At 36.3% G+C, this 21,559-nt stretch carries 31 protein-coding genes; 24 read left to right on the plus strand and 7 right to left on the minus strand.

Annotation, left to right across the window (positions count from 1 at the left end):
* Positions 1–61: 61 nt before the first annotated feature.
* The 4 genes from PAND9192_RS06045 to PAND9192_RS06065 all read right to left on the minus strand — a co-directional run bounded on the left by PAND9192_RS06045 (position 62) and on the right by PAND9192_RS06065 (position 4,180).
* Positions 62–421, minus strand: a complete 360-nt coding sequence (locus PAND9192_RS06045; RefSeq protein ID WP_087852999.1) for a hypothetical protein — start codon at positions 419–421, stop codon at positions 62–64.
* Between the two features lie 576 nt (positions 422–997).
* On the minus strand, positions 998–1,510 hold the full coding sequence (locus tag PAND9192_RS06055) for a hypothetical protein (RefSeq protein ID WP_087853001.1): 513 nt from the start codon (positions 1,508–1,510) through the stop codon (positions 998–1,000).
* Between the two features lie 116 nt (positions 1,511–1,626).
* Positions 1,627–2,976 (minus strand): ATP-binding protein, encoded by a 1,350-nt coding sequence (locus PAND9192_RS06060; protein WP_087853002.1) that lies wholly within the window; start codon positions 2,974–2,976, stop codon positions 1,627–1,629.
* A gap of 541 nt (positions 2,977–3,517) precedes the next feature.
* Complete coding sequence (locus tag PAND9192_RS06065; protein ID WP_087853003.1) at positions 3,518–4,180, minus strand: LexA family protein; 663 nt, start codon at positions 4,178–4,180, stop codon at positions 3,518–3,520.
* Positions 4,181–4,295: 115 nt separating this feature from the next.
* On the opposite strand from PAND9192_RS06065, the gene PAND9192_RS06070 reads away from it, so the two are divergent.
* The 14 genes from PAND9192_RS06070 (at position 4,296) to PAND9192_RS06135 (ending at position 15,091) form a co-directional block, all read left to right on the plus strand.
* Entirely contained in the window at positions 4,296–4,556 is a 261-nt protein-coding gene (locus PAND9192_RS06070) for a helix-turn-helix domain-containing protein (protein ID WP_234998985.1), read from the plus strand.
* Positions 4,534–4,845 carry a hypothetical protein gene (locus PAND9192_RS06075; protein WP_087853005.1) on the plus strand — a complete coding sequence of 104 codons (312 nt, stop codon included), beginning with the start codon at positions 4,534–4,536 and terminating at the stop codon, positions 4,843–4,845. The genes PAND9192_RS06070 and PAND9192_RS06075 overlap by 23 nt, the downstream gene beginning before the upstream one ends.
* Positions 4,842–5,021, plus strand: coding sequence for a hypothetical protein (locus tag PAND9192_RS06080; protein ID WP_087853006.1), 180 nt, complete (start codon positions 4,842–4,844; stop codon positions 5,019–5,021). Before PAND9192_RS06075 ends, PAND9192_RS06080 begins: the two co-directional genes overlap by 4 nt.
* Positions 5,021–5,827 (plus strand): conserved phage C-terminal domain-containing protein, encoded by an 807-nt coding sequence (locus tag PAND9192_RS06085; RefSeq protein ID WP_087853007.1) that lies wholly within the window; start codon positions 5,021–5,023, stop codon positions 5,825–5,827. The genes PAND9192_RS06080 and PAND9192_RS06085 overlap by 1 nt, the downstream gene beginning before the upstream one ends.
* Positions 5,828–5,859: 32 nt before the next feature.
* On the plus strand, positions 5,860–6,507 hold the full coding sequence (locus PAND9192_RS06090) for a replication protein P (RefSeq protein WP_159458211.1): 648 nt from the start codon (positions 5,860–5,862) through the stop codon (positions 6,505–6,507).
* Positions 6,500–6,940, plus strand: coding sequence for a hypothetical protein (locus tag PAND9192_RS06095; RefSeq protein ID WP_087853009.1), 441 nt, complete (start codon positions 6,500–6,502; stop codon positions 6,938–6,940). The genes PAND9192_RS06090 and PAND9192_RS06095 overlap by 8 nt, the downstream gene beginning before the upstream one ends.
* 2 nt (positions 6,941–6,942) lie before the next feature.
* Positions 6,943–7,632, plus strand: coding sequence for a phage antirepressor KilAC domain-containing protein (locus tag PAND9192_RS06100; protein ID WP_234998986.1), 690 nt, complete (start codon positions 6,943–6,945; stop codon positions 7,630–7,632).
* Positions 7,629–7,865, plus strand: coding sequence for a hypothetical protein (locus PAND9192_RS06105; protein ID WP_087853011.1), 237 nt, complete (start codon positions 7,629–7,631; stop codon positions 7,863–7,865). Before PAND9192_RS06100 ends, PAND9192_RS06105 begins: the two co-directional genes overlap by 4 nt.
* A gap of 5 nt (positions 7,866–7,870) precedes the next feature.
* Positions 7,871–8,458 carry a DUF1367 family protein gene (locus tag PAND9192_RS06110; protein WP_087853012.1) on the plus strand — a complete coding sequence of 196 codons (588 nt, stop codon included), beginning with the start codon at positions 7,871–7,873 and terminating at the stop codon, positions 8,456–8,458.
* Between the two features lie 339 nt (positions 8,459–8,797).
* A complete protein-coding gene (locus PAND9192_RS06115) occupies positions 8,798–10,393 on the plus strand; it encodes a dsDNA nuclease domain-containing protein (RefSeq protein WP_159458212.1) in 1,596 nt (531 codons plus the stop codon).
* Positions 10,387–12,597 carry a DEAD/DEAH box helicase gene (locus PAND9192_RS06120; RefSeq protein ID WP_087853014.1) on the plus strand — a complete coding sequence of 737 codons (2,211 nt, stop codon included), beginning with the start codon at positions 10,387–10,389 and terminating at the stop codon, positions 12,595–12,597. Before PAND9192_RS06115 ends, PAND9192_RS06120 begins: the two co-directional genes overlap by 7 nt.
* A gap of 386 nt (positions 12,598–12,983) precedes the next feature.
* On the plus strand, positions 12,984–13,469 hold the full coding sequence (locus PAND9192_RS06125; protein ID WP_087853015.1) for a hypothetical protein: 486 nt from the start codon (positions 12,984–12,986) through the stop codon (positions 13,467–13,469).
* A gap of 98 nt (positions 13,470–13,567) precedes the next feature.
* A complete protein-coding gene (locus PAND9192_RS06130; RefSeq protein WP_087853016.1) occupies positions 13,568–14,104 on the plus strand; it encodes a hypothetical protein in 537 nt (178 codons plus the stop codon).
* Between the two features lie 381 nt (positions 14,105–14,485).
* A complete protein-coding gene (locus PAND9192_RS06135) occupies positions 14,486–15,091 on the plus strand; it encodes a Rha family transcriptional regulator (RefSeq protein WP_234998989.1) in 606 nt (201 codons plus the stop codon).
* 439 nt (positions 15,092–15,530) lie between these two features.
* Here the strand turns inward: PAND9192_RS06135 and PAND9192_RS06140 are convergent, their stop codons facing one another.
* The 3 genes from PAND9192_RS06140 to PAND9192_RS06150 form a co-directional block, all read right to left on the minus strand.
* A complete protein-coding gene (locus PAND9192_RS06140; RefSeq protein ID WP_087853017.1) occupies positions 15,531–15,779 on the minus strand; it encodes a hypothetical protein in 249 nt (82 codons plus the stop codon).
* A 93-nt stretch (positions 15,780–15,872) separates the two neighbouring features.
* Complete coding sequence (locus PAND9192_RS06145; RefSeq protein ID WP_087853018.1) at positions 15,873–16,613, minus strand: spondin domain-containing protein; 741 nt, start codon at positions 16,611–16,613, stop codon at positions 15,873–15,875.
* A gap of 5 nt (positions 16,614–16,618) precedes the next feature.
* On the minus strand, positions 16,619–17,332 hold the full coding sequence (locus tag PAND9192_RS06150) for a spondin domain-containing protein (protein ID WP_200817783.1): 714 nt from the start codon (positions 17,330–17,332) through the stop codon (positions 16,619–16,621).
* A 294-nt stretch (positions 17,333–17,626) separates the two neighbouring features.
* Here PAND9192_RS06150 and PAND9192_RS20625 point away from each other — a divergent pair, with 294 nt between their 5' ends.
* The 10 genes from PAND9192_RS20625 (at position 17,627) to PAND9192_RS20635 (ending at position 21,554) form a co-directional block, all read left to right on the plus strand.
* Positions 17,627–17,785 (plus strand): hypothetical protein, encoded by a 159-nt coding sequence (locus PAND9192_RS20625; RefSeq protein ID WP_159458213.1) that lies wholly within the window; start codon positions 17,627–17,629, stop codon positions 17,783–17,785.
* Between the two features lie 77 nt (positions 17,786–17,862).
* Positions 17,863–18,183, plus strand: coding sequence for a nuclease domain-containing protein (locus PAND9192_RS06155; RefSeq protein ID WP_234998991.1), 321 nt, complete (start codon positions 17,863–17,865; stop codon positions 18,181–18,183).
* A 92-nt stretch (positions 18,184–18,275) separates the two neighbouring features.
* Positions 18,276–18,743 carry a VRR-NUC domain-containing protein gene (locus tag PAND9192_RS06160; protein WP_159458214.1) on the plus strand — a complete coding sequence of 156 codons (468 nt, stop codon included), beginning with the start codon at positions 18,276–18,278 and terminating at the stop codon, positions 18,741–18,743.
* Complete coding sequence (locus tag PAND9192_RS06165; RefSeq protein ID WP_087853020.1) at positions 18,727–19,527, plus strand: TIGR02642 family protein; 801 nt, start codon at positions 18,727–18,729, stop codon at positions 19,525–19,527. Before PAND9192_RS06160 ends, PAND9192_RS06165 begins: the two co-directional genes overlap by 17 nt.
* Before the next feature lie 74 nt (positions 19,528–19,601).
* Entirely contained in the window at positions 19,602–19,892 is a 291-nt protein-coding gene (locus tag PAND9192_RS06170) for a hypothetical protein (protein ID WP_087853021.1), read from the plus strand.
* 76 nt (positions 19,893–19,968) lie between these two features.
* Complete coding sequence (locus PAND9192_RS06175) at positions 19,969–20,232, plus strand: hypothetical protein (protein WP_144018080.1); 264 nt, start codon at positions 19,969–19,971, stop codon at positions 20,230–20,232.
* The gene (locus tag PAND9192_RS06180) at positions 20,222–20,770 is read left to right on the plus strand and encodes a lysozyme (RefSeq protein WP_087853023.1); all 549 of its coding nucleotides are present in this window, start codon (positions 20,222–20,224) and stop codon (positions 20,768–20,770) included. The genes PAND9192_RS06175 and PAND9192_RS06180 overlap by 11 nt, the downstream gene beginning before the upstream one ends.
* Positions 20,771–20,783: 13 nt before the next feature.
* On the plus strand, positions 20,784–21,122 hold the full coding sequence (locus tag PAND9192_RS20630; RefSeq protein WP_159458215.1) for a hypothetical protein: 339 nt from the start codon (positions 20,784–20,786) through the stop codon (positions 21,120–21,122).
* A complete protein-coding gene (lysC, locus tag PAND9192_RS20975; RefSeq protein WP_087853024.1) occupies positions 21,004–21,312 on the plus strand; it encodes an Rz1-like lysis system protein LysC in 309 nt (102 codons plus the stop codon). Before PAND9192_RS20630 ends, lysC begins: the two co-directional genes overlap by 119 nt.
* 68 nt (positions 21,313–21,380) lie before the next feature.
* Positions 21,381–21,554: a hypothetical protein gene (locus PAND9192_RS20635; RefSeq protein WP_159458216.1), complete on the plus strand. Its 174-nt coding sequence runs from the start codon at positions 21,381–21,383 to the stop codon at positions 21,552–21,554.
* The last annotated feature ends 5 nt before the right edge of the window (positions 21,555–21,559 follow it).

Here is a 21,559-nt window from a genome sequence, read left to right on the forward strand (position 1 = left end):
TTACCTTTAGGTTATACATTCTCAAAGTGCTCTGGTTAAAGAAGAGCACTTTACGAATGGGTTATAAACCTGCCAGTGCAATTTCAAGTTCTTCTTTTTGCTCCTTATATTCAGCACGAAAGGTTTTTAAGATAGTCGTTTCATTTTCATTAAAGAACTCTTCAAAGACATCTTTTGCGAACTCTTTAAAGCCCATTAAAGTAAGTAAAGTATTGCTTGAGCTACAGTCAGCTGTGATAAGAAACTTAACCATGGCATTAGCTAATTTTCCATCGTGAACTTCAAAGTAAAAAGTGACGAAATCAGAGACGGAAAAGCCGCAAAACTCACGGTTATTTAGGATCCGATGTTTGCCAATGGCTAGGAATTTTTCTAGTGCATCAGCTTCTTGTGTCGATACTTGATTAAAAATGTTTTTCATAAGATACTCTCTAGGTCCTTTGTTTTTGTTAGTTGCTATGTTTATTAGTTATCTGCAAAGCATTGGTCGTTACCTTTGGTGACATACTTGGTCGTTGTCACCACGGTACTAATTTCTTGGTCGTTATTAGTGCCTAAACTAACCCTGTCAGAAATGGCAGGGTTTTTTTGTATCTGAGGAAAAGCAGCAAGGTTCACATTAACGCGTGTTAAAAAGCATTAATATTTGTTTGTTCATGGTTATTTGGTATGTTTGTTGTTAGATAAATTTGAGGTGCGTATGAATTGGAGTGTTTTAAATATTGATTATCTAGATTCACCAAGTGAGGCTCTAAATACTGAGATTCAAATATCATCAGTTGTAGTCGACTACCTTAATCACTTACCGTTAGGTGGCTTTTTCAAATGTCCCATTGCCGTCATGGATAGATATAGTCTTAAAGTTCAAGTGTTTTTCCCGCCAGAGCTAGAAATAATGGCTCTTTTTTTAGGGGCTAGACTTACTACTAAACCTGACTTTTATTCGCTGAAAGGGATCATGGGTATACAGATTAGTCCTATTGGACTTGACGCTAAATCACCTTATTTCCAATCGCTTTTCGTGAAACCTAACCATTCCCAATAAGCAGTTACTATTTATTGTTATTGAGCAAAAGCAGGGGATAAAGCTTCGATTCTTACTAGTTTTAATATCGTTACCACAACGAATAGCCCATCGTTCACCATCATCTGTGGTAAAGGTGCAGATTTCTGATAAGAATAATTGTGTTAGTTTTTCTTGCTGACTTTCTTTATGCTCCATCATTGATAACTTATTAATACGCGAGCATGCATCGCTAAAAAAGGAAACAAAAGGGCGAGTGATATCATGTATGGGTAGTGAAGTCCCTTTATTATCAAAGAGTTCAATGACACCATTAATTTTAATAACGATAGTTCTACTACCATCATCTGTAATAAAAACACTTGCAACAAGTGGTTGATTAAACAATTCTGTACCGCAAGTTTGATTTTTAAAATCATAGAATTGTTTTATTTTATTGACGTCTTCATGTGCTTTTGACATCCATGTTTTTATATTATCTACCATGCTCACTATCCTCAGCGTGCTTTGCCATTAATATTTAGTATTTCAAAGAAAACTGATTCAATTTCCTTTGAAATACATCCCCGAAGGGTGTATTCCGGTCGTTACCTTTGGTCTTATTAATCTTTACGCTTTAAATATTCAACGTTGCGTTCAACTTCTGTTAATGGTTGATATTTACGTTGGGTTCCTACTGTTCTTGCTGATGCCGTATGGGCAGTAAAATAACGTTCAAAATCTAACTGAACATTGCTTTTCTCTGCGCACATTCGAATAAAGCCTCGAATAACATTTTCACGAAAAGCAAACCAGCCGGGACGATTATCAAATGCTCGTTTTAATATACATCCGTAAGATTTATTTCTTAATTTTGCAAATTCTTTTTTAAACTTATCTTCGTCTAATGCTTCCAATTCTAATTGATTAACAATATCCGAATAGGAAAAGGTTATATGCTCATAGCTTCTAATTAAATCGGCTGAATCCGCCATAGCCCAAAGAATATGGTGAATATATTCTGGTTTACCATCTGTTGCTTGATCATAACTTTTTCGTAGTATTTCAGAGACAGAATTGATTGCATCATCAAGAGCTTGTAAAAATAAAGAGAAGTTAATTTCAGTTATTGGGTCGTCAGAAAAATGAGCGGCAACGAGGATTTTTTCGCAAATCAAGTGTACATAACTAGGAAAGCCATCACTTAAGCCAGCTATTTTATAACGAATATCTTCTGGTAATTTAATATTGAATTCGTTAAAGGCCGTTTCAATAATCTTAAATCGACCATCCCATGGTAATACATCTAGTTTTACTTGGTGTAGTTGCCTAAAGCTGGATAAGTGACCATCCATTAAGCTATCTAATGATTGCCCAATACCTGTAAATATTAATTTAACTTTCGACCCTTTATCACCGAGTTGTTTTAGTAATACCCCAAACGCTTTTCGCTGATCATCAGGCATCTGATCAAACTCATCAATAACAATAATCGTCTTTTCAGAGTGCCATTTAGATAAACTATCCAAAGCCATTGTGGCGGTTAATGGATCTATCACTTCTGGTAATGAGGGCTTATTTGATAACTGCTCTGAAAATTCAAAAGAGAGTAGTGGTGGTTTAAAGGCAATTTTATGTGAACGCTCTGATATATCAATAGAGGCTAGAGCCTCATTTAAAATAGCAGAAATAATGCCAGTTAATGTCGATGTATAATCACAACTAACAATAATCGGTTGGTTATCCGACGATTGAAGAAGATGCGCCGCAGTTTGAGCCAATGAAGATTTACCGACTCCTCGATCTCCTAGAATAAAAGCATGTCGCCCATCAGCATGTAATGCGACTTCTAATTCTTGGAGTTGTTTTTTCCTTCCCCATAATTGTTCAATACTATCAATGGGCTTACTTGGCTTAAGAACGTTGTGTAATCGTTCTAAAAAATCAAAATTATCTAGCTGTGCGATTGTCATATCATTCTCGATTATCTAGGCATTTAGTTACCTGTATATTAAAGAAAATTGTTGTGTGAGTTAGCTAGTTGTCTCGCATTTTACGCAACGCACTATCATCGAAAGAGCATCGGTAAAAACCGTTTATGCACCACCTTTCTAGTGCACTAGCCTTGATTATTACCACTCAAAATCTCTAGTGAGAGTGGCTCAGCGCCATCAAGACAAGGCGCGAAACTTAAATGACAATTACCATAATATTAAAGAGCAAAGGTAAGTAGTCGTGTAAGGGACTGTGTTTACCTGATGTCTAAAATGTAACCTTAGGAACATTTGCTGTCAACAATATTTCGAACCAAAAGTGACAATTAATGTTTTTTCGAACCAAAAGTAACGAGGATGTGTGTTTTTTTCTGGGGATTGTTTGATCTATTTATGGAATAGCTCAGAAATTTAAGAAGAATATTTGGTGCAAAAAAAAAGCGCATAGAATGCGCTTAATATATTGATATTTAGGGATGTTATTTTTCTTTGTTATTTGTGTAGGGAATGTGAGTTGTGTTTAAACTTGTTTCATGTGCGCAATTACAGTGCCGATTATTTTACAATTACCATTAATCTTTAGAAATTTTAGTTCTGGCGGATAATCGGGATTGAGAGCTTTAAGATATTTATGTCCATCTATAATCTGTAGCTGTTTAAATGTAGCTTCATTTGAATCTTCTAAGATAGCGACAATATATTTGTTATTTTCTACATCTAATTTTTCTGGATCAACAAATATAAGATCTCCTTCCTCAAACCTAGGCAGCATTGAATCTCCTTGAATACGTAGAGCAAAAGTACCAGGAGCGCTTTTTACTGGGCATGGGAATAACTCTGTATCTTCAAAAGAAATTTGTGGTGCTATATCTGTCCAATTACCAGCTTGTACCCAATTAACTAGAGGTACAAATTGATAAATTGGAGGGCCAGCAACAACGTTTGATTCATTTGCTAATGTACTCTCACTACCCGAACCGTTTAAAAGCCATTGAGGGGTGCACTTTAATACTTTGGCTAGCGAAAGTAATGTGTCAGCACGTGTACTTTGCGTAAGGTCTTGTTCTATTTTACTTATTGTTACACGCGTAATACCAATTTTTGCTGCTAACTGTTCTTGTGTCAGTTTTAGTTCTTCTCGCTTTCTAAGTAGGCGTTCGCCAAAAGTCTCTTTTTTGTTCATTGCTTACTCTCAAAGTTAATCCTCGTTCTATTTTACTGTATTCACTTGAAACTTTCGGTACGTTACTATATTGTCGAAACAATAAGGTCTTTAGTTATTAATGTTTCGAGGTAATATGAATAACCTGATCCAAACCTTAATAGTTAAATATGGAAATGTTACTAAAACAGCAAAAGCTTTTAGTGTCAGCCATACCGCGGTTGTGAAGTGGAAGAAGAATGGCCCTCCGTTGCACATTGCTTTGTTATGCCATTTAAGTGAAGACGTCCCTTATATCTTTAATCCTAGTGACTATGGGGTTGATAACAAGGGGCTGAAGTTAAATTTAGAAACGACCAAGAAGGTAACGACCAATGATTCAATTAAACGAGTTTGAAACGCAGATGCTAACCACTATCGCAGCACGTCGTAAGATCGGCAAAGTAGGGCTGCCACAAGCCTTGATTCGTGATGAACAAGTGAAAGTACGATTCACTGAATCTGACCGAGCAGTGATTGATTCTTTTTCTAAAGCAGCTGATACCAATGAAGCTCAATTTTTATATACGTTAGCTATCTCAAGCGTTCGCGACATGATGATCAATGATGCCGATTTAGCGCGCGAGATAAGAAGTGAATTAACGATTGCTGGTATTGCCATTCCTGAATGGATGACTGAATTATGAATAACTTAGATGACCTCGAAAAAATTATCACCATAGTGTCTCGTGTCGCGGCTAAACGCCGTGGTATGAGTATATCAGTCGCTAAGAATTTATTGTTGCTAGGGACTGAGCCTACAAGTGCTAATGCCACTTTGTTTAATCGTCAGCAGACACCGCAAAAGTTGGAGGAAGTGTAATGTCTATTATCCGGTCAGAGCGTCGTAATCGATACACGACAATTAGCAATACTGTGTTTACTAATAATCAATTGTCATTTCAGGCAATGGGTATGTTGTCTTACATTTTATCTAAGCCGGATAATTGGAGTGTGTCACCAGCACAGCTAATCACAGTCACTAAAAATACTGCAAAGAAGACCGCCCGAGATGGTGTTTATGCCATCTTAAAAGAGCTTAAAGATACTGGTTTTGTAGGTATTGAAAAGCTATCTACCGGTGATACAAATTACATCGTTTATGACACACCAATAGCGAAAAAGCCTAATCCGTATAACACGGATATGGGTGACCCTAATACGGCTAAGCCTGATCCGTATAAGCCAGATCCGTCTGAGCCGACACTAATAAAGACTGATATTAAACAAGAACTGAAGAGTAACAATAAAGATCTATTGTCGAGCAAGCACGACGATACTAATCCATCCGATAAAAATTCTGATTCTGCAAAGCAAGTCATCCAACACTTGAACGCAGTCACAGGAAGTAAATTCCAGTGCTGTAAATCCAATATCAATCACATCAATGGTCGTCTAAACGATGGGTATACCGTTGAAGATTTGTGCCTAGTCATCACTCAAAAACAAATCGAATGGGGCAGTGATGGAAAAATGGCGCAGTACATACGACCAAGCACGCTGTTCAAAGCAAGTAAGTTTTCAGGGTATTTGCAAGCAGCCAAGATCACCAAACTGAATCCTGATAATCGACCTGTAACGCTTGCTGATTTTGATGATCTGACATGGGGGAAAGATCTAGGACTGTAATTATCACTCATTTGAAAACAGAGGTAACGACCATGAAAAATATAACTGAATTTGTTAGCCATGATCATATTACACAACGACCAGTGTATGTGAATCAAGTGAACCAAATTGATGATTTTGCTATGCAGAATATTAACTCAATTTTTAAAGAATTGTGTTCAGTACTACCTGCTTGGCGTAATCATTTGAGAACCGCAGAAGAGTTCAAAGCAACACGTGCCAGCTTTGCTAAGGGAATGATAGAAAATGGTATTGTCAGTATGGAGCAGGTGCTGCGAGGCTTATCACAAGCTCGCCGACAAGAATCAGATTTCTTTCCAAGCGTGGGTAAATTTTGTAGTTGGTGCAAAGGTGAGCCTGAGTGGCAGGATGCATTTCGTCGCATGTTAAATCGTATGCCAGTACAAAGTTTAGCTGAAAAAAGAGCACGTCAGGCAACATCTTGGGCTATCCGTAACAGACTATCTTCATCCGAAGCTGAGAAGAAATTCAGACTAGCATTTGAAAAATATCAGGGACTTGAAGAACAAGGTTTATTAACTGAACTCGTGCAGTTACCGCCGATTAGTTGTGTGACTGAATTTGATAAACAACGTAATTCGACAACAGTGCAACCAGAGCAGTTTAAAACTAATTCAGTGTTTGCTCGTGTTGCACGAAAAGGAGCGCATCATGAGTAAATTTACTGAGTCAGAACGCGCAGCAATGGCAGAAGAACTTGCAGTGAATGGCTTTAATTCATTGCTACGTTTAATTGTTCTTCATGATGAAAATATCTCTGATGTCACAAGTGCAAAATACAAAGTTGGTATTTATTGCTGTGCCAGTGGTAGCGCTATTAAATCGTGGTCAAAACATGGTTTACGTGGGATTTATGTCGAACGGGCATTGGAGTTTGCGGCGTGTTATCACCTCCCGATTAATGCTCATCAGTTAGAGCCTACAAAAGCCATTATCGAGCAGTGGCTTGAGTATGATTATAACCTGGTTAAATCTGGTCGGGCAAAGGCAAGCACGTTCAATGGATGGGATATTGCGGCTCGTGGAATATTAGATAAAGAGCTAGTTAAGAAGGCTAATGCTAAGAGATTAACGTGTGTAGGGGAGGTGTAGTGATGGATATTTCAGTTAGTAATTTAATGATGATGTCATCTCGTGAGATAGCGGAGTTACTGCAGTCTCGTCACGATAGTGTAAAACGGTCAATGGAAAGGCTAAGTGGTAAAGGTTTAATCCAACTTACACCAATGGAGGAAGTTAACCATCTTGGGCAAACTATTGAGGCTTATCATGTAAATAAGCGTGATAGCTATGTTGTTGTTGCTCAGTTATCTCCTGAATTTACGGCTGTGTTAGTTGACCGATGGCAAGAACTAGAAAATACACAACCTATACCGCTTCCTCAAACATTTGCTGATGCATTACAACTTGCTGCTGACCAAGCTAGACAAATTGAAACCCAAAACAAGCAGCTCATATTGAATGCCCCAAAAGTTGATTTTGCCGAGCGTATCGCCAAAGTTGATCGTGGTATGACATTGGGTAAGTTCGCTAAGGCTGTGAACTTAGGCCCCCGTAAAATCTTCGTTGTTCTACGTGAGATGAAAATATTAATCAGTGGCTGCCAAGGTTATAACTTGCCGATGCAGCAATACATTGAGAATGGTTGTTTTGTCGTGCGCCAAAGTACCTATGGGCCTGAAAATGACCGTATAGCTAATACCACATTGATTACGGGTAAAGGTGAATTGTGGCTTACCAAGAAGCTTATTAACGCAGGTGTACTTAAGGCGGTAGCAATATGACTAGTCGAGAGATTCGTATTATTGGCGCTGATACGTTTGATCAGCGTGTCGCTGCAATTGCTGCTATCGAGAAACACGGTGAACGTTCTGGCCATGTTATCCATAACGTGAAATCTGGCGGTATATGGTATTCGATTGAAGTGCATGTCTTCAAATGTGTTATTGCTGAAATTGTCACTAAGCGTGCGTTTAAGCTGCAAGGTGCGCAAACAGGCAGTTTCATTAAGGGATAGCGTTTATGGCGAAGATAGCGCTAGTTAAAACGCAAGGCGGGGCATTAGTCCCGCTTACCGATGATGATAAGAATTTCATCGATAAAAAACGTATAGGGACGGTGCTTGAGTGTGACTTTAAAACGTTACGCAATCCAATGTTTCACCGTAAATATTTTGCGTTATTAAACTTAGGTTTTGATTACTGGAATCCAACAGGAGGCACTGTATCACCCGCAGAACGCGGGCTATTGATGCGCTTTGTTCGAATGTTAGCGCAATACGGTGGGGAAGAACGAATACTGCAAGAGATGGCGAGCGGTTATTTAGATCATCTATCAGTACATAGGGCGCAGCTTGAAACAGAGAAGTCGTTTGAAGCGTATCGGAAATGGGTGATTGTTGAAGCTGGATGGTATGACCAAGTTGTGTTGCCCAATGGTTCTATTCGCAGAGAGGCCAAGAGTATTCGGTTTGCCAAAATGGATGATGTTGAGTTCAGTGAGTTATATCAAGCATCGTTCGGGGTGTTGTGGAATAGCATTTTGAATAGTTACTTTGAAGGTGAGGAAGAAGTGGAATTGGCTGTTAATCGGTTGTTAGGGTATTTGTGATGTTAAATGGGTATTGATTTGATGATTATGTTAGTTTGTTTTAGTCCAATCATAAGTAAGATATTTAGCTCACTGATAACTCACCCATTATTATTTAAGATTAAATCTTCTAATATAGCTAACCACTTTTAATATGATTTGGATTTTGATTAGTTTTTGGACAAAAGCGAGTCAAGTAACTCGCTGTAGAAGTAATGGTAGATTAACTGATTTAGGGTGATACTTATTAAAATTTATAGTGTCATTCAAAATTAAGCTCTTAAGGGGTAGACAGGTGCCCTCTAAACAATACAATTAAACCTATCTTTATTAAATAGTGTTTATATCAATATGTTTCAGATGGACAAGAGTAACCAAGGTGGTACAGGAGCAAAAAAGGGTTTTTTTTACCAAGATTATTTTGCAGCCTTATTAGTAACACGTATGCTTTTGGATCGAGAGATTAAAGGTATTGGATGTGAAGTATTTGATGATATAGATATATACCATACAGATAACTCGATTACTTATGTTCAAGTTAAAACAGGGACTGTAGATAAAGATTGGAATTTGGCAGAGCTAAAAAAACCGAGAAATACAACTTCTATCGGAACATCAAAGCCTCAAAGTTCCATTCTTCATAAATCATTAGAGTTGGATAGAGATAAAAGCTTAAGAAGTAAATTTATCTTAGTGACAGATAAACCGATATTTTCATCTTTAAAGTATTTGCAAATACCATTTCATTTGAGATGTGATACTGACACTAGAGATAAATTAATTTCTCAGGTTGATAATGCATTAGGGAAGACATTTAAATCGGGAAATGGAAATAGGGGGGAATACTGGGTAAATAATACTCTCTGGGAAGTTTTTTATGATGTTAGCTCTATAGGTAAAGATATTGATTTTAATATAAGGAAATATGCTGAGGATGTCCTTGGTAAATTGCTTACGATAAAACAAGTTCGTGATTTGGGATCTCTAATTTGTAATGAAGCATATAGAAAAAGTCAGGTGTCAAAATCTAGCGGTAACGCAAATGAAAAGATAATTTTCCGAAAAGGAATGATTGAATTTGTTAATGATCATATAAAGGTTAAATCTGGAGATATTAAAGTATATCCAAAGAACAGATCACAAAGAATAGTAAATCTTTTTCATGAGAGTGTGAAAGATAAATGTGTTAATCAAGGTTATAAGCAAGCTTTCCATTTCTCATGTTATAGATATGAGTATATAGTAGATCAGTTATTATGTTGGATTGATGAGATATTAATGAAGCCAACTGAGTTAATAAATTCACCATCATTAATAAAAACAACAGAGATACTAAAGGATAGGTTAAAACAAGAAGATCTTGGTAAAATAATTTCAAAAACTATCTTCAATAGTATTTTAAGAACAGAAAGTGATTCTCAACCAATACCAATGGTATTATTCTCTGTTGGGGATAAGGGAGGTTTTAGTTTTGATTCTGTTAATATAATCTTGAAAGAAGATAGCGATGATGAGTTATGGCTAAGTACAGTTGAGCTTATCAAAGACGAAAGCTCTATTGAGACAGTTATTGATGAGTGCGCATCAAAAATAAAAAAGCTTATTTTGGAAGATATCGATTATGCTAGAAAAATGATCTTAGACTCTAAAGATGACTCATATTTATATAAGCATAATGTAGATGATATTTTAAATACAGAGAGATGTTTTTTAGAATGTGTAGATAGATTTAATTTTTCTATATTCTTTATATATAACTTATCTAATTATAATAATTTAACGACTGATGATGAATTGTCATATGATATATCGAATCATTTTCTTAAAGCAATAGATAGAATTGACAAGCAAATGAAACTTACAAATGAAGTTAGAATTGGGGTTTATTTTCTACCTATCCCATGCTGTGAAACTTTAGTATCGAAATTTAAAGAAAAGGTTGGCTGTACATGTTAATTAATCAAGAACGTTTCTATGATGATGCTTTAGTTTATATTAAAACGGCTGCAGAATTACTGTCTAATCCCGCTACGAAATCTATTGGTAGAGAGATGATTATTCGAATATTAGGGGATTGCTCTGAGAAAAAAGAACAAAGATGTATATCAGATTTTGATAAGTATAGAAGTCTGCTAAAGCATCTTGTTAAAAAGTCCGGACTATATCCATACTTAAGTACTGAATTTGATGATTTAGATCTGGAGGATATAGTTATAATTGAGAGTAACAAACCTCAAAATAGCAGTGGATTTGTATTTCACTCTGCACAATCAAAAGTATATAACTATATAATTCAAGGGTCTAATGTAATTTTAAGTGCTCCAACTAGCATGGGGAAAAGTGCATTACTTGCTAATATTCTAAAATCAGAACGCTATAAAGCTATTGTTTTGATTGTTCCTACTATTGCACTTATTGATGAAACTCGTAAAAAATTGACTTCTGAACTCGGAGATTATTTTGAAATTATACACCATAATTGCCAATCTCGAAGTGGAGGAAAACCTGTTATTTATATCCTTACACAGGAAAGAATTGCGAAGAGAGATGATATTAAAGACGTAGATCTCTTCATTTTAGATGAGTTCTATAAACTATCATTTCAATATACAAAAAAAGATAAATTTAAGTATGATGAGAGGGTAATCTCATTGAATGTCACCGTTTTGAATCTGATAAAAAAAGCTAATCAATGGTTTTTTATCGGACCAAACATAAAAAATGTAAATGGATTAGAATTAATATCAGATGATTATATTTTTGTTTCTTCTGATTTCAAGACGGTGGCTGTTAACATTTATGAAGATTCGTTTAAATCTAAAGACTATGATGGCAAATTATCAAAAGTAATCGAGATACTTGAGAGTAGAATGGGTGAAAAAACGATAATTTATTGTAGTTCTCCTTCAAAGGCAAATAAGATAGCAAATGATATTGTTAAACATGGAATTTTAGGTGAGGATTTAGGTAATAAATTATTATATAACTGGATTGAGGAATCGTATGATTCAGAGTGGAGTTATTATAAATATCTAAAAAAAGGTATAGTTATTCATCATGGTGTTTTACCAAGATCAATGCAACATCTTTCTATCAATCTATTTAATGGTGAAGCACATAATGTTCTTATTTGTACATCTACAATAATAGAAGGCGTAAATACTCAAGCTAAAAATGTTATTATCTTTGATAATTCTAATGGTAGTGCGGCGATAGATAAGTTTACATTTAATAATATTAAAGGTCGAGCTGGAAGAATGTATAGGCATTTTGTTGGTAATGTTTATTGCTTAGAGGGAATACCTAAAGATGATGATTCTGATGAGGTTGATATTCCTTTTGGTTTACAGCCAGAATGTACTCCACTAAATTTAATTGCTTCTATAGATGAGGAGTATAGAACTGAATCATCTAAGGAAAGATGGGAAAACTATAGTTTCTTATCAAAAATCCCTTTAAAAATAATAAAAAATAATTCATCAATAGATATTTTACAAATAGAAAAAGCATACGAATTGATTTTTGATATTTTTGAAAATAATTTTTCGTTATATAAAAAACTACTTTTTAAACGCTTGCCAGAAAAAGAAGTGATAGAGTTATTGATGAATCTTTTAGTAACAGTTCGCCCTCGGGCTTTATCAAAGAGCGATATAAAATTATCTAATAATAATTCAGATGATGTAATCAATGCGATTAGTACGAAGATCATGTCTTATCTTTTATCCGATACTCTTACTGAATATTTTAAAGAGCAGTTTAAACATAATAGGAAAAATCCTAGAGATGGTTTATCCTACTCTGCCTCTATTGACTCTGAGATGAAAATTGTTTCAAATCTTTTTAATTTTACTATTCCTTCTTTTTTGTCATTAGTTTCAGATATTTTGAACGATATTAATACTGAGAATCTCGTTATTTTGAAATTTGATTACGGATATTTGATAGCTCAATTTGAAAATCTTAAACTTCCTTCAGGATTTTCCGCTCTAAATGAAATGGGTGTCCCTCATAAAACTATCGAAAAAATGAGAGTTTCAAAGCCAAATATTGATGAAAACTCTCTTGAAGAAGTGAGATTTTTTGCTAAAAATTGCCAATTAAATCGTAAATTGTTAGATGACATTGATAAATATTTTATTTCAATGGCCCGTATATGATTTTAAAAAGCTTAATGTCTAATTACTTTAATCTTTGAATCGTATAGATTGTATTTTAATTAGTTAGAGGAAAGATAGACTATAAACAAAGTCGTTTTACTTTTAAGTCGTAACAAATTGTTGTTCAGTAATATGTTAACTTTTTAGTTTATTATGCTTTGATATTAAAGGCCGTCTCTTAATTGATGGCTTTTTTTGTTTAATTCATTTTTTAATTCCCACATCAATAAAACATTTTGAAACAAAATAATGCTATTAAGGTTATGATATTTATGGGAATGAGTGGGGTATAATCTATGTGATTTATGAATGTGTCTTATATTAAATTAAGAACTCTAATTGATAAGCTGTTAGCTTAATTAGGTACAATAAAGGAATTTGAAAGTTTGTTTGAATCATTATCTACTTCTGAAATTACAGGGATCGCGGCTTTTTTTGTAGCCAGTGGAGCATTGTTAGTTGCATATTGGCAATATTCTATTTCAAAGACTCAAGCACGAGATCTTCACGCACAGAATCAATATGTGGGTTACTTGAAATTAGCTTTTGATAACCCTAAGTACTCATTAGCTAGTTATCCTGAGGGTTCACCTCGCTACTACGAGTTTTATCGTACTCGAGATGAATATATTCGATATGAGTTTTATGTTTCAAACCTTATCTTCGCGGTGGAACAAATTTTGGAATTGGCTGATTGGAATCAAACTTGGGAGGACACAGTTGTAGATCAACTAAAATATCATGCGATCTACTTGGATTCTTATGCATTTCCCGAGGGGCATACTGACAAGCGCTTACTAAAAATGAGAGAGAAGGCTATTGAGTTATACTTAAAAGATGGTGGAAAGCTTGATAGACATTATGAAAATTAAGCTAAAAAAAATTTAATAGTGACTCGTAATTCAGATTAAAATTAGTGTTTATGCTATTCACTCGTTATGCATTTTGAGAATATAGATGTTAGTGGAAAATGAAAAAATATATTCAATATTTAACAAAATCTGAAAGCCAGACATTCGCTGTATGGATTCAAACGGTTTTTTTAGCTGTCGGTGTTATATATGGCATACAACAACTAAGCTATATGTCAGATGAACAGTCATCAAGGGAAGCAGAAAAATACCTTGAGTACTATAGAGACTATAGAAAAAATGAGCAGAATAAAGTAAGTCAAGTCGCAATTTTCTATCAAGAAGCGGCGAGAGTCGATGACCCAGAAAAATTAGATAAAATTCAACTAAAAAAAATCTATAGCTATGAAACTGAACTTATTGAATTTCTGACTGATGTATCAATTTGTAATCGTTTTGGTCTATGTTCAGATAGTGCTGCTCAGTTAGTCTGCTCTGATACGGTTTGGCTACATCAGAATTTATCTAATGCAGAATCTATTGAAAAATTTAATCCACAGCGTACTAAACGACTAGCATGGCGGTATGAGCGGTTGTTGAATGAGAATTGTAGCTTGATCCATGTGATTGCATATCGAATGGGAATGAATATATGACAAATAAGGATATGTGTCGCGCAACCGACACCTATCTGAAGTGTTGGATAAGCCAAGGCTACCTACCAAATCAACAAACACTTGACGGATAATATTCACTATTATCCGTTGACTTAGTTAGCACCTGTATATTATCTTTAAAAAGTACCAGCAAAATCTGGTATCGGGATTGAGACCCCGTACTTTTCCAAGGCGTAATAACGCCAGCTCATGCTGGTTTTTTATTGCGGCGAACTCGCACACCTGAATTATGGTGGGCTGAGTGAGGCTACCTTTGGGTAGGCCGTATCCTTGGAAGCGGTAGTCTCAACCTTGCTCAGTTCGCCACCCATTGATTGAGACCTCTGTGTGGTGATTTAAAATCATTCCAAGGAGGTTATTATGCCTATCCAATCTGCTTTGCCTATTATGCAACTCAGTCCCTCAGATCTTATTTTTATCTCTGATACTAATGAACTTGTCACTGATTCATTAGCGGTATCGAAGCACTTCAGTAAACAACATAAACATATCTTATCCAAAATAGAATCTCTTGATTGTTCAGACGTTTTTACGTCAGCCAACTTTTCGGCTCACGCAAAAAAAATCACAGCAGGCGTTGTTGTTAGGGACTCTAAAGTTTATCAAATGACGAAAGACGGCTTCATGTTCCTCGTAATGGGATTTACGGGTAAACGTGCAGCAGCAGTCAAAGAAGCGTATATCAATGCCTTTAATCAAATGGCAGAACAACTCACAAAGAAACCAGCAGCAGAACCATTGAGCTATAGAATTATGACCGTTATTGAAAATGGTCAGGCTATAGAGTCGAAGATGATCCCCAATGATGCGTTCATAATTAGTAAATCACATATTGCCCAATTGTTTAATGAGCCGAACTTGTTTAGTGTGGATGAGTTACTGGCGATATCGAGTAGTGTGAATAAAACTATTGCAGAGATAGCAAAGCTGCAAGATGCGCGGCTTAAGCAGATGAAAAAGCAGTGAGAATAGAAGAGGCCCTATATGGGCCTTTTAATATGCTCGGCAGAGAATATTAAAATGTAGGAAATATTATAGGGTAGTTAATTTAATTAAAAGATTAAGTGTATTTAAGCTATGGGGGTTCGATTGTTTTTTCAATCAGGAAATATAACCATGGTGTTTTCTAGGAAATCTATGGGGGATGGATAGGAATTTAGAGCAGAAAAAATATCAAGTGTTAAGCTTTTATTTAAATTTAAAGCAGTACTTCAGCATTATAATTAATTAGTAAATGAATCAAAAAAAGAGCATCATAACGATGATGTATAAACTTTAGTATTGGGTAGTAATAATGACGTAATGCTACTTAACATTAATAACACATAATCTAATTTTTCACTGTATGTAACTATAATCTTAATTGTGGCTATATTAAATGGTGGTAGTTTATGGCGAAGAGTGCCTAGCAATTATTCATATTCGCTTCTTTTAATTTTTGCTGTTGTTGCATATATATGAATTGTTCTGTTATCGGACGCTTTAATATTGTCATGTTATTGATATGATGTACTTTTTTAAGTGTCATAATATTATTGTTTCTGTGGTGATTTAAATGACTGTTAATTATTGCATCTAGTGAAATGTAGCCAAATAAACGTTGTGTTTTCTCTAAACGAGAAATAAATTTTTTTTCTAAATTATGACGTCCCATTTTTATAAAAAGTTCTCCTATTTGTCTATTACTAATATAATCATATAAATCTAGAAGATGAAATGTATTATTTCACCTTCTAGATTGTGCTACTTATTGAATACGGGTTATCGTAATTTTAACTGATGGATTGAGGAATTTATTCTCTCCAGTTAGAACTGATGTGACTAAGCCTTCTTGATTAGATATGACTCCGCGATGAGTTGTTACTTTATTAATAATATCATTACGTTCAGCATTAAAACCTTCTGCTGTTCCGCCTGCTGCCACAGCAGCGGGCCCTGGAATAGAGTTAGCGGTTTCAGTATTAAGTTCAGTGCCCGCATCCCAAGTTGGTGCTGTGATGACTTTTTCTTTCATGACAGGAATTGTCGATAAATTAATCTCCTCAGCAATAAATGCATCATTAGTGTTTACCAGCATAGAAGCTACAGTTAAGTACATCGCCTTAGGGTCATTAACAGTAATTCTAACTGTTTCAGTTTTACCTGGTGGAATTACACCTATACCTGTATTTGCTATGTCAACGGATGAATCGTGACGGTTATAATCGAGTAATGGGGTGTTATTGCCGCCTTCTGCCAGATGCTCTAATTCTACTGATGCTGCTTTTCCTAAAGCAAAGACTTGTTCTTGTTGTGAACTAGAAATTAAGGCTAGTGGTGATAATGGCTGAGAAGCACTATTGTTTGTTACGGAAACATCAAATTGTGCGCCTGCAGTTAACCCAGTTGTTGGCATTGCTATTGATGCCATTTTATTTTCATTATGATTACAACCTGCTATTGCAGCGACAGCAATAACGCTCGTTAATAGATAAATATGTCTTTTCATTCAATTTACCTTACTGTCACGGTTACTGCTGCAACAGGATTCAACCAGCGATGGACAGCTGCGTTTATATCACTAATTCCACCGGTTGGATTAAAGTCCCCAACACTACCCGGATGAATGTGTACTTTATCATTGGGTATAGTATTTATTACACCTGTACCATTTGTACCAAGGGCTAAAACACCAGAGGATAGGGGTGGTGGAACTGGCATACTTGCTCTTAATTCATCATTAGCTTCAGTGCCAGCATCGTAGGCATTTAAGCGAATGTTATAAGTACCTGGCGTTGTCGGTATTTTCCAGCTATCCAATCCAACAAAACCATCATTCGATGGCAATATCATGCCAACAATAGACAGATACATTTGATTATCTGATGTGGAGATATTTGTGCTGACGCTATCACCAGGGAGTAATAAGCCGTTAGCTGGATTATTTACAGCAATGGCGCCAGCATTAGTTGTTTCTGTTAGTAGATGATCATTACTACCGCTTTCTGCAACTAGCTCTAATCCTGCAGATGCTGATGTACCTGAGTGGAAAAGTGGATTGTCTGCTGTATGTCCTGTAATAAGTAGCGGTGTAAAAATCAAACCTGAAGTGATATTGGTAATTTTAATATCTAATTCAGCTGCTGATATGCCCATTGGAGCCATTAATAGGGGAGTAATTAAAGCAGGAACTAAGAATTTTTTATCCCCGAATTTAAATGGTTTCATTTTATTTCCTTTTAAAATTGCATATAAGAACTTATATAGAAATAGAACAACGATATTTACTTACAAAGAAAATTAATATTATTTTTATATTCATAATGTTTGCAATATTGATCACCATTCTTAATTGAGAGTCTTGATTATCCCCCGCATATGCTATAAAGGGATGTTTTGGTGCGTGTTTGAAGGGTTTTATCAGTATAAGAATTAAATAGTGAAATTTTTTATCGCAACATAGTGTCTAGTTGTAAGATGATAGGCCAGATTGGTATGTTTGTTTTGTTGGAGGTATAGGGTGTGGAAAAAGTAGGTTTTGATATTAATAAAGATAAGTACAGATTACACAATAAATTAAAAGAGATTAGAGTGGCTATTCTTACTGGAGATAAAAAATTACCTCAGCTTTTTATTGAATTAGAAGCTGAACAGAAAAGGTTTGAAAAAATGTATTTATAACGAAGAAGTGAACGACTTATTTATATTCAATAAGTAAAAGTACAATAAATGATGATAACACTACTAAGGTCATTATTATGATCTCCAAAACTACAGCATTGCGCAGTGATAAATTGCGCAATGCTGCTAAAAATCAACAATGCTCAGTGCAAATTCTTGGAGTGTGTAACTTTAATCCGGATACTGTCGTTTTAGCACATCTTTTTAGTACTGCGCATGGAATGGCTTATAAAAGTGATGATTTTTGGGCCGTAGATTGCTGCTCCAATTGTCATGATGTTCTTGATGGACGAGTATCATTTGAGTGGTTAGCTGGGGAAAAAGAACAATATATGCTTGCTGCGTTGCACATAACATTAATGAGAAGAATTAGAGACGGCATTTTAATTATTCAATAGCTATTAGTGAATAAAATACGCTGAGTGATGTCTCTTCAAATAAGTAAATTCCTATTATGCTGCTGGTAAATAACAGAGTAATAGAGATTGTTATGTTTAATGATTACTACTTAATAAAAAGTTTCGGCACTCAATCACGCCTCAAAACAAATGCTCAGGGACGTATCAAAAAACAGAAACGAGAATCTGAATCTGCAGAACAAAAAGCACTAATACAATGGGCGAGTTATACCGTTATTCATGGCCTACGAATAGGGGATTACCTTACTCATGTTCCCAATGAAGGTAAACGCGGTCCCAAAGCAATCAAAGACTTCATCGAACTTGGTGGCTCTCCTGGTTATCCCGATCTGATGTTAGATATTCCAAGCTCAAAATACCACGGCCTTCGTATCGAAATGAAAGCGCCTAAGCCTAATAAGTCAGTTGTAAGTAACAACCAAAATCAATGGCTGCATCGTCTCGATGATATCGGGTATCAGGCGGTAATATGTTATTCAGCAAGCGAAGCTATCGCGATTATTACTGAATACATGGGGCATTATGAGCAGAGCAATTGAATTATTCGCAAGAATGCATGAAGTACGTAGCGTGAGTGCTGATGAACGTGGTCGCCAAACATTAACCGGTGACGTTATCTTAGCTGTGTTTGGTAAGGTCCAACATAAGATGCCATTGGGAATGGATTTATTGATGGCCAAGTACGTTCATGATGCACCTGCAGCAAATCGTATCATCGATGTTATGGCCTCATGGTTGAATGATGAGTCGCTAAAACGTAAAGATTTAGCGATGGCATTAAGTTGTGTTGCTCTTGATGTATTTTGCGATAAACCAGTAGCTAGTCAAAAGCGTCAATTAGCTGCGTTATGGCGGAAATACAGTGACCAAGCTAAACGTAGCAATCGACTTATTAAGGGATGGCAGGTAAAGATAAAACGGTTACAGCGTAACATTGATCATTGCGAGACCCACGCTGCAGAAGAACGACTATTGTCTGCTATTAATGAGCTTGAAGCGTTAATCATCAAAGAGCGCCGTCGTATTGATGAATACGCACAATGTCAGTCCCTAAAATCCTCAACTTGTCCTCGTTGTAGTGGTACCAGCTCAATATTAAATACCGGCGAATGTCCTTCATGCAATGGCCACGGTTTGTTTGTTCCTAGTATTGATAATATTCGCCAGCATTTACGGCATATAGGATTAGGGCGGGTTAGTGACAAACTGTGGGAGAGTGAGCTGAAGCCATTGTTTGAGAAGTGTTTAACAAAAATCTATGTTTATTCTCAGGATGCAGCAACTGAAATTGCACACATGTTAGAGTTAGAAATAAGACCTTAAAATTTGGTTGGTTCTAATATCCACATAAGAGTAAGGTTCGCCATTATTATAACGATGAGTAAATGGAATAACTCATGGCAAGATACCGTGGTGCTAATAAACTAGGTAAAGGATTTATAATATTAACCGATATATATTGGCCATTTGGTTTGATATTGACTGTTATTTTTGGTGGGTTAACGCTTTATTTTATTCCATGGGCGACAGCGCCATTTATTGAAGTTGAAGGGATGCACCTTTCAAATGCAGTCGCTGAGTTAGTAAGGCCTGTTAAATTTGTCGTACCGATTTTATTAGCCCTTATAACAATCATTGGCGTAATTAGAACAATGAGCTCTTATGCTAAATCTAAGCGTCAAAATTAGTCGTCTTGACCAGACCGCAAACTAAGGTAATCTATACCAATCATGCTAAACCTCGACCTTTCGTCGGGGTTTTTTTATGCCTGGAGAAAATGACATGCTTGATAGAGCAACACTCGCAATCACTGCTGGAACAGGTGTTGGTGTGGGGATCAGTGCCACCACATCAGCAGAAAATGCGCAGTCGATGTTAAACAGTAGCTTTGAGCAGATTATTACTGGTCACTTTACGTGGTATGGCAGCGATATCATTACTGTTGTAGGTATTGGATTATCTATTGTGGGTATTGTTGTCACAGCCTATCGCATCAAATTAGAAAGACGCCACAAAAATGCGTTTTAATAAACTCACTGGTGCGCTATTAGCGGGAGCTATAGCTGTTACGGGGGCGTTTGAAGGGTACCGCCAAATATCATATCAAGATGTGGGTGGTGTCTGGACGGCGTGTTATGGCGAAACATTAAATATTAAACAAGGAGACACGTTCACCAAAGAACAATGTGATGCAATGCTCGCGTCATCACTTAATAAACACAACACACCATTAGAAGATATCCCTCAACAATTGCCGACTAATGTCCACTTAGCTTCTCTCGATTTAGCCTACAACATTGGTACCGGAGCCTTTAAGCGCTCAACAATGTATCGATACCTATTGAATGCGGATTATCCACCGGCTTGTCATGAAATTATGAAGTGGCGATTTGTGGCAGGTAAGGATTGCGCTATTCGTAGTAATCACTGCTATGGGATAGTGAAAAGGCGTGATGTGGTGCAGCAGCTATGCATGGGAACGATCAAGATCAATGAAGCATTAGTACAGATAGGCCAAATGCCATTAGATAAGGAAATAGTGGAGGCCATGAATGCTACTCAATAGAGTAAAGATAGGAGTGATTGTGGTCCTTATCACTATTTGTGCCGGCATGGTATTTAAAATCAAGCTACTTATCGCCTCCGCTGAGGGAGCAAAACAGGAAGTGGCTACATTATCATTGCAGCTAAGCACTGTTGAATCCATCAAGGATAGCCAATCAAAGCAAATTGCGCAGTTAGTCCAAGAGCGCAAGACATTATCAGGTCTGTTAAGCGCAAGAACGGAGAGCCTACACCGTGATAAAGCAAAGCTCAGCGCCGATATCCAAACACTCAAGAAAGCACTATCAACCAATACCTGTTTTGATACTCGCTATCCTAAGTCTGTTATTAAGCGGTTGCACCAGTCCTACTAGAGTCATCACTAAAACAGAAACACTGTATGTCTTACCACCAATAGGGTTAGTTGTTCCATGCTACAAGCCCACATTGACAGCAACAACACCCGCTGAATTACCCATCGATACACTCAAATTAAAGTCTGCGCTGCGAGAATGTGCGCAATATGTTGATGACTACCTTAAGTGGCGAAAGCTTAAAGACTAATAGACATTACAAATGGTCCTTACGAGTGCCATTGATAATGTTCCCTCCAATTATCTCTCGAGTGCCTTATGACAATAGAAAATGAAACCGGACGCATTATTGAGATCATCGATAAATGCGGCAACGTCGTGTGCGTTATGTTAGCTAATGGCGCTGTAATAGATATAGCTACAACCCATGAGGTCAAAGTCGGTGATTGGGTAGTGGAGGGAGAGTTAAGCCAAGAGTTAGCAAGTAAGTAGATAAC

Source organism: Photobacterium andalusiense, assembly GCF_900185625.1.
In the GTDB taxonomy this organism is placed as follows: domain Bacteria; phylum Pseudomonadota; class Gammaproteobacteria; order Enterobacterales; family Vibrionaceae; genus Photobacterium; species Photobacterium aquimaris.

Excerpts from the sequence above, each read along its gene's own strand:
- PAND9192_RS06145 (WP_087853018.1), bottom strand. The coding sequence starts at position 16,613 with ATGAAAAGACATATTTATCTATTAACGAGCGTTATTGCTGTCGCTGCA.
- PAND9192_RS06090 (WP_159458211.1), top strand. The coding sequence starts at position 5,860 with ATGAAAAATATAACTGAATTTGTTAGCCATGATCATATTACACAACGA.
- PAND9192_RS06150 (WP_200817783.1), bottom strand. The coding sequence starts at position 17,332 with ATGAAACCATTTAAATTCGGGGATAAAAAATTCTTAGTTCCTGCTTTA.
- PAND9192_RS06060 (WP_087853002.1), bottom strand. The coding sequence starts at position 2,976 with ATGACAATCGCACAGCTAGATAATTTTGATTTTTTAGAACGATTACAC.
- PAND9192_RS06135 (WP_234998989.1), top strand. The coding sequence starts at position 14,486 with ATGCCTATCCAATCTGCTTTGCCTATTATGCAACTCAGTCCCTCAGAT.
- PAND9192_RS06130 (WP_087853016.1), top strand. The coding sequence starts at position 13,568 with ATGAAAAAATATATTCAATATTTAACAAAATCTGAAAGCCAGACATTC.
- PAND9192_RS06160 (WP_159458214.1), top strand. The coding sequence starts at position 18,276 with ATGTTTAATGATTACTACTTAATAAAAAGTTTCGGCACTCAATCACGC.
- PAND9192_RS06110 (WP_087853012.1), top strand. The coding sequence starts at position 7,871 with ATGGCGAAGATAGCGCTAGTTAAAACGCAAGGCGGGGCATTAGTCCCG.
- PAND9192_RS06070 (WP_234998985.1), top strand. The coding sequence starts at position 4,296 with ATGAATAACCTGATCCAAACCTTAATAGTTAAATATGGAAATGTTACT.
- PAND9192_RS06155 (WP_234998991.1), top strand. The coding sequence starts at position 17,863 with ATGATCTCCAAAACTACAGCATTGCGCAGTGATAAATTGCGCAATGCT.
- PAND9192_RS06080 (WP_087853006.1), top strand. The coding sequence starts at position 4,842 with ATGAATAACTTAGATGACCTCGAAAAAATTATCACCATAGTGTCTCGT.
- PAND9192_RS06165 (WP_087853020.1), top strand. The coding sequence starts at position 18,727 with ATGAGCAGAGCAATTGAATTATTCGCAAGAATGCATGAAGTACGTAGC.
- PAND9192_RS06100 (WP_234998986.1), top strand. The coding sequence starts at position 6,943 with ATGGATATTTCAGTTAGTAATTTAATGATGATGTCATCTCGTGAGATA.
- PAND9192_RS06085 (WP_087853007.1), top strand. The coding sequence starts at position 5,021 with ATGTCTATTATCCGGTCAGAGCGTCGTAATCGATACACGACAATTAGC.
- PAND9192_RS06120 (WP_087853014.1), top strand. The coding sequence starts at position 10,387 with ATGTTAATTAATCAAGAACGTTTCTATGATGATGCTTTAGTTTATATT.
- PAND9192_RS06180 (WP_087853023.1), top strand. The coding sequence starts at position 20,222 with ATGCGTTTTAATAAACTCACTGGTGCGCTATTAGCGGGAGCTATAGCT.
- PAND9192_RS06065 (WP_087853003.1), bottom strand. The coding sequence starts at position 4,180 with ATGAACAAAAAAGAGACTTTTGGCGAACGCCTACTTAGAAAGCGAGAA.
- PAND9192_RS06140 (WP_087853017.1), bottom strand. The coding sequence starts at position 15,779 with ATGGGACGTCATAATTTAGAAAAAAAATTTATTTCTCGTTTAGAGAAA.
- PAND9192_RS06055 (WP_087853001.1), bottom strand. The coding sequence starts at position 1,510 with ATGGTAGATAATATAAAAACATGGATGTCAAAAGCACATGAAGACGTC.
- PAND9192_RS06175 (WP_144018080.1), top strand. The coding sequence starts at position 19,969 with ATGCCTGGAGAAAATGACATGCTTGATAGAGCAACACTCGCAATCACT.
- PAND9192_RS06115 (WP_159458212.1), top strand. The coding sequence starts at position 8,798 with ATGGACAAGAGTAACCAAGGTGGTACAGGAGCAAAAAAGGGTTTTTTT.
- PAND9192_RS06095 (WP_087853009.1), top strand. The coding sequence starts at position 6,500 with ATGAGTAAATTTACTGAGTCAGAACGCGCAGCAATGGCAGAAGAACTT.
- PAND9192_RS06170 (WP_087853021.1), top strand. The coding sequence starts at position 19,602 with ATGGCAAGATACCGTGGTGCTAATAAACTAGGTAAAGGATTTATAATA.
- PAND9192_RS20635 (WP_159458216.1), top strand. The coding sequence starts at position 21,381 with ATGACAATAGAAAATGAAACCGGACGCATTATTGAGATCATCGATAAA.
- PAND9192_RS06075 (WP_087853005.1), top strand. The coding sequence starts at position 4,534 with ATGATTCAATTAAACGAGTTTGAAACGCAGATGCTAACCACTATCGCA.
- PAND9192_RS06045 (WP_087852999.1), bottom strand. The coding sequence starts at position 421 with ATGAAAAACATTTTTAATCAAGTATCGACACAAGAAGCTGATGCACTA.
- PAND9192_RS06105 (WP_087853011.1), top strand. The coding sequence starts at position 7,629 with ATGACTAGTCGAGAGATTCGTATTATTGGCGCTGATACGTTTGATCAG.